Annotated in this window: 6 protein-coding genes and 1 pseudogene; 5 read left to right on the top strand and 2 right to left on the bottom strand. The window is 46.2% G+C overall.

Going from position 1 to position 7,808, the window contains the following annotated elements:
• The 5 genes and pseudogenes from QT974_RS27930 to QT974_RS27910 all read left to right on the top strand — a co-directional run.
• Window positions 1-1,287: pseudogene (locus tag QT974_RS27930) on the top strand (DUF1156 domain-containing protein); the annotation flags it as partial.
• Window positions 1,288-1,590: 303 nt separating this feature from the next.
• Window positions 1,591-4,878 (top strand): helicase-related protein, encoded by a 3,288-nt coding sequence (locus QT974_RS27925; protein ID WP_333471655.1) that lies wholly within the window; start codon window positions 1,591-1,593, stop codon window positions 4,876-4,878.
• Between the two features lie 148 nt (window positions 4,879-5,026).
• Window positions 5,027-5,332 (top strand): small RNA NsiR4-regulated ssr1528 family protein, encoded by a 306-nt coding sequence (locus QT974_RS27920; RefSeq protein ID WP_333471654.1) that lies wholly within the window; start codon window positions 5,027-5,029, stop codon window positions 5,330-5,332.
• 162 nt (window positions 5,333-5,494) lie between these two features.
• Window positions 5,495-5,764 (top strand): type II toxin-antitoxin system Phd/YefM family antitoxin, encoded by a 270-nt coding sequence (locus QT974_RS27915; protein ID WP_333471653.1) that lies wholly within the window; start codon window positions 5,495-5,497, stop codon window positions 5,762-5,764.
• Window positions 5,765-5,798: 34 nt separating this feature from the next.
• On the top strand, window positions 5,799-6,029 hold the full coding sequence (locus QT974_RS27910; RefSeq protein WP_333471652.1) for a type II toxin-antitoxin system RelE family toxin: 231 nt from the start codon (window positions 5,799-5,801) through the stop codon (window positions 6,027-6,029).
• Window positions 6,030-6,177: 148 nt separating this feature from the next.
• Here the strand turns inward: QT974_RS27910 and QT974_RS27905 are convergent, their stop codons facing one another.
• Both QT974_RS27905 and QT974_RS27900 read right to left on the bottom strand, forming a co-directional pair.
• A complete protein-coding gene (locus tag QT974_RS27905; RefSeq protein WP_333471651.1) occupies window positions 6,178-7,089 on the bottom strand; it encodes an NAD(P)H-dependent glycerol-3-phosphate dehydrogenase in 912 nt (303 codons plus the stop codon).
• 110 nt (window positions 7,090-7,199) lie between these two features.
• Window positions 7,200-7,628 carry an NUDIX hydrolase gene (locus QT974_RS27900; RefSeq protein ID WP_333471656.1) on the bottom strand — a complete coding sequence of 143 codons (429 nt, stop codon included), beginning with the start codon at window positions 7,626-7,628 and terminating at the stop codon, window positions 7,200-7,202.
• Window positions 7,629-7,808: the final 180 nt, after the last annotated feature.

Genomic DNA, 7,808 nt, shown 5'->3' with positions numbered 1-7,808 from the left:
GCCGATAGCCTCTACCACATTCCCGACAATTCAGTCGATGCCATTATCACCGACCCGCCCTACTATTCAACCATCCAATATGCCGAACTTTCCGACTTTTTCTACGTTTGGATGAAGCGCACATTAGGCGATATATTCCCCGATTTATTCTACTCAGAACTCACGGACAAAGATAGAGAAGCAGTGGCGAATCCGTCGCGCTTCCGCAACATGGGCGCATCCCCCGACGAACTCGCCAAACAAGATTACGAAGCAAAAATGGCCCTCGCCTTCGCGGAATATTACCGAGTTTTGCGCGAAGACGGCGTGATGACAGTCCAATTCAACCACAAAGAATCGGGGGCCTGGGACGTGCTCACAAAATCCCTCATCGATGCCGGTTTCGAGATTACCGCATCCTGGGCCGTCAGTACCGAAAATCCCCAAAACCTCCACCAAGCGCAGAAAAACTCAGTTTCCAGTACCGTCCTTTTAGTTTGCCGCAAGCGCGACCCCAACGCCGCCCAAGCTTGGTGGGACGATTTGCGCCCGGAAGTCGCGAATCTCGTCGAACAGCGCGCCCCGGAATTTGAAGCCAACAAAATCGAAGGAATTGACCTTTATTTAAGCGCTTTCGGCCCGGCTTTAAATGTGTTCAGCCGTTCCTATCCCATCCTCGACAGCAGCGGCGAAGAAGTGCGCCCGGAAGTTGCATTTGCTGAAGCCAGAAAAGCCATTGCAAATTACCGTTTCCGCAAACTCGTGCAAACCGATACCGCCGGATTTGACGCGCTAACTCAATGGTATTTCCTCGCCTGGGATGCCTTCCGCGCCGTCGAATTCCCTTTCGATGAAGCGCGACAACTCGCCCTCGCCGTCGGCGGTTTCGATGTCGCAGATTTAGCAAAGAAATACAAATTGATTGACTCGGTTAGCGGCACTTGCAAACTTTTGACGCCGAAACAGCGGCTGAAAAAATCAGCTTTTTCGGTGAATCCGCAAGAGTTTGCGCTGACATATTTAGTGGATGGATTGCACGCGATTATTGGTTTGTATCAGGAGGAGGGAGATATTCAAATCGTGCGGGAGTTTATGAAGAAGACGAATTTGACGGATAATGATAATTTCATGCGGGCGATTGAGGTGGCGTTGAAAGTAATTCCCAGAATTGGGGATGAGAAGAAGCGGATACCGGAGGAGAAGGCTTTGTTGGATTTGTGGTTGGCGATGGATGAGATTAAGGCGAAGGTTGTTTATCAACAGTTGGAGATGACTTTTGAGGGACAGTTGAGTTTGGATTTGGGTTAGGTCAATTTAAGGTCAAGCCCGCAGTCGGGCTTCAGGTTAAACCCGCAGTCCGACAGGGAATGAATTCCCTGTCTCATAGCGAAAGTCCTCTGAAGAGGACTGAGGACTAAGAAGAAGAATTTTTCAACTCATTAGTCCTCTTTTAGAGGACTTTAGCTATTAGACAGGGGTTTCAACCCCTGGCGGACTAGCGGGTGGGCGAGAGGACTGATGGACTAAAAGCTTAAGTTGAAACGCTTTGGACTCTTGGAGTGTCCCTACAATTAATCGGGTGATAGTTACATCTCACCAATAACAAATAACATGAATTTACAAGATTATCCCTGGCGCATCAGCTATTCTAGCAATGAAAATAACCCGATCGCCGATTTCTACATTCCCGCGCTAGAATGTGCTGTTAAGTACGATCGCAAATCCGGCTTTTTCAACAGCGCCATCCTCAGCAAAGTCGCGCGGGGATTGGGCGCGATGCTGCACAATCAAGGACAAATGCGCTTGATTATGGGCTGTCAATTCAGCCCGCAAGATTTGCAATCTATCCAACAAGGTTACGCCCTGCGCGATGCTGTTACCACGCGCCTTGATGCGGATTTGCAGCCGCCCAAAACCTTCGCCCAACTCAAGCATTTTGAAGTCCTCAGTTGGCTGATTCAAAACTGTTATCTCGATATTAAAATCGCGGTTCCCCTCAAGTCTAATGGTTTCCCGGTAGATAGTGAAATTTTAGTCGATCGCCAGCATATGTTTCACGAAAAAGTCGGCATTTTTACCGACAGTAACGGCGCACAATTGGCTTTTAGCGGTTCCAATAACGAATCTCTCAGCGGTTGGGAAAGTAATGTTGAATCTTTCCACGTCTATTGTGCCTGGGAAGGTGGGCGAGATGCGGAACGTGTTGGTGAGGAAATTTTTCGGTTTGAGCAGTTGTGGAACGATTTATCGCCGAATGTGCGCGTTTTTGAAGTGCCGGAAGCGGTGAAGAATAAGTTGCTTAGCTACGCGCCCAGTAGTAAGCCCGTGTGGAATGGGGAGGAAGGTTCGGCAGCGGATTTTGTAGCGGATGTAGCGGATGTGGAAAGTTCGGCAGCGGATTTTGTAGCGGATTTAGCGGATGTAACGGATGTGGCAGCGGATTTTGTAACGGATTTTGTAGCGGATTTAGCGGATGTGGTAGCGGATTTTGTAACGGATTTAGCGGATGTAACGGATGTTGGGAGTCGGGATTTGGGAGGTGTTGTTGGGGATTCTGAATTGTTGTTGGATTGTGCTAAGTTTGAACCGCTTTTGAATTTGTATGCTTCGCCGAGTTGTCTTGATTATTGTTTGAAATCTATTCCCATTAAACCTTGGCCGCATCAAGTTAAAATATTGCGTAGAGTTGCGGCAAGTTTCCCGAAAAGTTTTTTGATTGCGGATGAGGTTGGATTGGGGAAAACTATTGAAACTGGGTTGATTTTGCGTTATTTGCTTGTCAGTCAAAAAGTCAAGCGCGTTTTGATTTTAGCACCGGCTAGCATTCAGCCGCAGTGGCATGAAGAGTTGCGCGAAAAATTTAATTTGCACTTTTGGAGTTACAGCAAAGGTGAGCTAAAAAATCCCTATGGAGAGAAGAGTCTGTCAGGGGAAGAGAATATTTGGAATTCCCAGAATCTGATTTTAGCATCGTCTCATTTAGTCCGCCGGAGCGATCGCGCCCAACAACTCCTAGACGCGCCACCGTGGGATTTGGTGATTCTGGATGAAGCGCATCACGCCCGCCGCCAAAGCCCGCAAAACCGTAAGGATACGCCTAATCGGTTGCTGCTGTTGATGCAGCAGTTAAAGGAAAAAAGCCGATCGCTCTTGTTATTATCCGCTACGCCGATGCAGATTGATGCGATCGAGGTTTTCGATTTGTTGCAGCTTCTGGGAATGGGCGGACATTGGTCTTACGGCGAGAATTTCTGCAATTATTTTAGCACGCTGTCGGCAAAGGTCGATCGGCAAAATTTGAATTTTTGGCAGCAGATGTCTGTGGATTACTTCCAGCAGGGAGGCGCGCCCTGTTTGCGGTTGCAGCAATTTTTACAGAAGGGCGATAAATTACTATATTATAAACTGAGAGATGTCTGGGAAAAAAATCAGCGTGTCAACCCGAAACAAGTTATTGAAGACAAAGATTTTATCGCTGCTTCCCGCCACTATTTGACGGTGAATACTCCCCTGAAAGATTTGATGTTTCGCCACACCCGCGATACCTTGCGCCAATACTATCAGCGGGGATTGTTGGATCGCGATATTCCCCGACGCGCGGTGAGAGATAATGCGATTACTTTAGAAAATAACCGCGAAGTGCCGCTTTATCTCGCTGTCAGCAATTACGTGCGCCATTTCTACAATCTCGCGCAAAAAGACAACCGCAAAGCGTTAGGATTTTTGATGACTCTTTATCGCAAGCGCCTGACAAGTTCGTTTTATGCGATTCGCGAATCTTTGCAGCGCCGCCTCGATGGGATTAGCATTACTGAGGATGATTTCAGCGATTTAGATGATGCGGATGATGTAATATTAGAAGGAATGGAATCTTATTTTGCACCAGCCGATCCTGAAGAAATTAGATATTTAGAAGATTTGCTTTATCAGTTCGAGAATACTGGCGAAGATAGCAAGCTTTCGCATTTTATCACAATCTTGCGTCAAGAACTGACTGAGAGGGAAAGTGCGATCGTCTTTACGCAATATACCGACACGATGGATTACCTGCGCAGCGCTTTACAACAATTATATGGTTCCCAAATTGCTTGCTATTCCGGGCGCGGCGGAGAATTGTATCAAAATGGGGAATGGCGGCTGTTTCCGAAGGAACAAATCAAAGCCAAATTTCGAGAAGGAATCATCAAAATTTTGCTTTGTACGGAGTCGGCTTCCGAAGGGCTGAATTTGCAAACTTGCGGTGTTTTAATCAATTACGATATGCCTTGGAATCCGATGCGGGTGGAACAGCGGATCGGCAGGCTCGATCGCATCGGACAGATTTATGATACAGTCAGAATACACAATTTTTACTATGACGGGACGGTAGAGGCGAAGGTTTACAAGAAATTGCGATCTCGCATCGATGCTTTTCAAACGGTTGTCGGCAACTTGCAGCCGATTTTGGCAAAAGTCCCCACTTTTATCGAACAAGCTGTGATGAGTGCAGATCCCGAAGAAGAGGGCGTTTTGCTGGGAGAGTTCGATCGCATTTTAGACGCGCCGCCTCCGGGCCTGGCCCTGGATGAAATGGTCGCGATGGATGTAGAATCAGATTTGCAAGAAATCCGCCAACCTCTGCCGCAAACTTCTCTATTTCCTGAAGTTGTTGAAGATTTGTTTGTCAATTCTCTGATTGCAAAGCAGATTGGTGCAACTTTCCAGAAATCGGAAAATCAGACTTGGCAGCTTAACTATAAAAGTGGCAATTATAGTGTAACATTTTACCCGGATATCTTTGAGGAAAATGCTTCTTTACAATTGATGAGTTTTGGCAATCCTGTGTTTGAAGAAATGCTAAGTGCGATCGATCTTGGGGTGCATCCCAATTTTGTAAGGGCGAAGCATTGCGGCAGGTAATTTATTAGTGATAAGCAGAGACTTACTGCCGCAATGCTTCGCCCCTACAGATATATTTGCAAAAATGGGATGCTCCCGGTGTTCAAATTTGGTACTTTTAGCTCTAAACTACTTTAAATGACGATCGTCCTTTTATGTAATTTGCACAATGTCTTCAGAAACAAACTCAGCGACTCAAGCTACAACTGGTGCAGATGCGATCGATGTGGCGATCGCCTCTGGAAACGATTTTGACGGCACTCCGATTCCCAAGGCAAAATTAGACCTGTACGAGCAAGTGATGGGCTTAGAAGCCGGGAGACAGCGCAGTGGCGTGTCAAACACCATGCGATCGCGCATTGTCCGCATCGGTGTCAAACACATCGGACAAGAGGAACTCGATAAAATGCTGGTAGCGGCCGACTTTGCACCGCTGAAAGAGAAAGAAGTTGCGTTTTATTACGGCGCTAAATAAATAGCATTTATATCATTTTCGGTTACATTCCTTTGTAGGGTGCGTCGCTACGATATTTTAAAGCTGATTCCTAGATAATCAAGAGCGACGCACCCTACGATACTTGCCTGTTGGTGACGATTTTGTCTAAAATAGACATAACCCACGCTCATAACATCTGTCATGCAAAGTTACACCCTCGCAGAAGTATGTAATCCACAGGGGACAGTCTTTAACCGAGCTGCTGTGGAGCCAGTTTTACTCACAGATAAATCGCAGCCCAGCCACGTAATTATGTCCGCTGATGCCTATCAGCGCTTGATAGAGCGAGTGATGGAATTAGAAGATATGCTTTTAGGTTCATCAGCAAAATCTGCCCTGAGTCAGTCTCAAATGGTTGGCACTAAAACCTTTGTAGAAACACTAAAACAACTGGCCAATGGCGAAGCTTGATGGTTGACAAACAGTTCTGGACTTTCTCAAGGGTTTGCAACCTAAAATAGCGGCTCAAATTGCTAAAAAAGTGTTAGCGCTGAATGTCGATCCTTTACCTAATGATAGCAAGCAATTAATCGGATATTCTGGTTATTATCGGGTAGATAGTGGCGAGTATCGGATTATTTACAACTTTAATCCCGAAGAAGATTTGGTGGAAATTATTCTAGTTGGTAAGCGTAACGATGATGAAGTGTATAAAAAATTAGAGCGCCTTTTTTAAGAAACTCATTTTCAGTGATGCTGCTCTAAATATTGGTAGGGTGCGTCGCTGCGAGATTTTCAAGCTGATTCCTAAATTGTCAAGAGCGACGCACCCTACGATACTTATTCAATATTTAAGAAGGACTAAAGTCCTCACTACGAACCTATTACTCCGGCTTTAAAGCGCGTTCCATCAACCCCAAGACTGCTTGTTCGGGAGTAATTTCACCATTCAACAAGCGGTAAACTTGACGGGAAACAGGAACTTCAATCTCGCGCCGATTAGCTAAATCAATCAACACATTCGTCGTGTTGACTCCTTCAGCAGTGCTCTGCAATTCGTGCAAAATTTCCTCTAAAGACTTGCCTTGCGCCAATCCGAAACCGACGCGATAATTGCGCGATAAAGAACTATTGCAAGTAGCGAGCAAATCTCCCAAACCAGACAAACCGTAAAAAGTTTCCGCCTTAGCTTCCAGACGTACGCCGACTCGAATCATTTCCGGCAAAGCGCGAGTTAGCAAAGCAGATTTAGCATTAGTTCCTAATTGTAAACCATCGCAAACACCAGCGGCGATCGCAAAAACATTCTTCAAAGTGCCGCCTAACTCTGTCCCCAGGGGGTCTTGATTGACATAAACCCGAAAAATATCCGAACTATAAATAGTTTGCACTTGTTTCGCCGCCGCTAAATCCAAACTCGCAGCTACCGTCGCAGCGGGTAATCCCTGCTGAATTTCTTCGGAAAGATTGGGGCCCGAAAGTACGACAATTGGATTGTCAGGAAAGGCATTTTGCCAAATTTGAGACGGAGTGCGCGTCGTGGCGGGGTCTAAACCTTTGGTGACAGTAACTATAATTGTACTGGGATGTGGATTTAAGGCAAGCAGGCGATCGACTGTTTCGCCAACTCCTGTCATCGAAACCGCCGAAACCACAACATCGGCGCCAGTTATAACTGATTCTAGACTAAAAGAACTGCGGCGCGACCACAAATTTACCCGATCGCCCTTTTTACCTCCCAGATTTGCCAGGGCCGAACCCCATGCACCTCCGCCTAATATTGTCAAGCTAGCCATAAAATTTAATTGTTATGAATGAAACCGCAGATGCACGCAAATCAACGCAGATAAATCATAGCAATTCATCCGCGTTAATCCCCGTGCATCTGCGGTTAAAAATTCTTCTCCTACAATTGCGGGCGCAATCCATAATGACGGTAACGCCAATAATCGCGTAAAATGATCTCGTGATCGAAACACAATTCACTAGGAATCTGCCAAGATTCAAAAATTTGTAAGTTTTTAGCATCGTCAGCGGCTTGAGGTTCGCCCGTTGCAGCAGCCAAGAATACAATACTGATTGTATGTTGCCGCGCGTCGCGATTTGGATCGGAATAAACGTAGAATTGCTCGATTAATTCTACATTCAAGCTGGTTTCTTCTAAAGCTTCGCGTTTGGCCGCCGTTTCTACCGATTCCCCATAATCGACAAAGCCGCCGGGAATCGCCCAGCCGTAGGGAATATGGAGACGTTCTATGAGTACGATCGGGCGGTGCGGGCGATCGACCAATTCAATGATAATATCAACTGTAGGTGCAGGATTTTTGTAATTCACGGATTTGGGCATTGGGAATGGGGCATTGGGAATGGGGCATTGGGCATCGGGAATCGGGAATCGGGCATTGGGCATTGGGTATTAATGATTTTATATGCAACAAATAACAAATAACAAATAACCAACAACAGTCAACAGTCAACAGTCAACAGTCAACAGTCAACAGTCAACAGTCAACAG

This window comes from Microcoleus sp. BM001215392, from assembly GCF_036700185.1.
Classification (GTDB): domain Bacteria; phylum Cyanobacteriota; class Cyanobacteriia; order Cyanobacteriales; family Microcoleaceae; genus Microcoleus.
Note: the sequence above shows the minus strand (reverse complement) of the source record. Positions and strands in the feature narration are given on the sequence as shown.

Coding starts and splice junctions, on each gene's coding strand:
- QT974_RS27925 (WP_333471655.1), top strand. CDS start 1,591: ATGAATTTACAAGATTATCCCTGGCGCATCAGCTATTCTAGCAATGAA.
- QT974_RS27920 (WP_333471654.1), top strand. CDS start 5,027: ATGTCTTCAGAAACAAACTCAGCGACTCAAGCTACAACTGGTGCAGAT.
- QT974_RS27915 (WP_333471653.1), top strand. CDS start 5,495: ATGCAAAGTTACACCCTCGCAGAAGTATGTAATCCACAGGGGACAGTC.
- QT974_RS27905 (WP_333471651.1), bottom strand. CDS start 7,089: ATGGCTAGCTTGACAATATTAGGCGGAGGTGCATGGGGTTCGGCCCTG.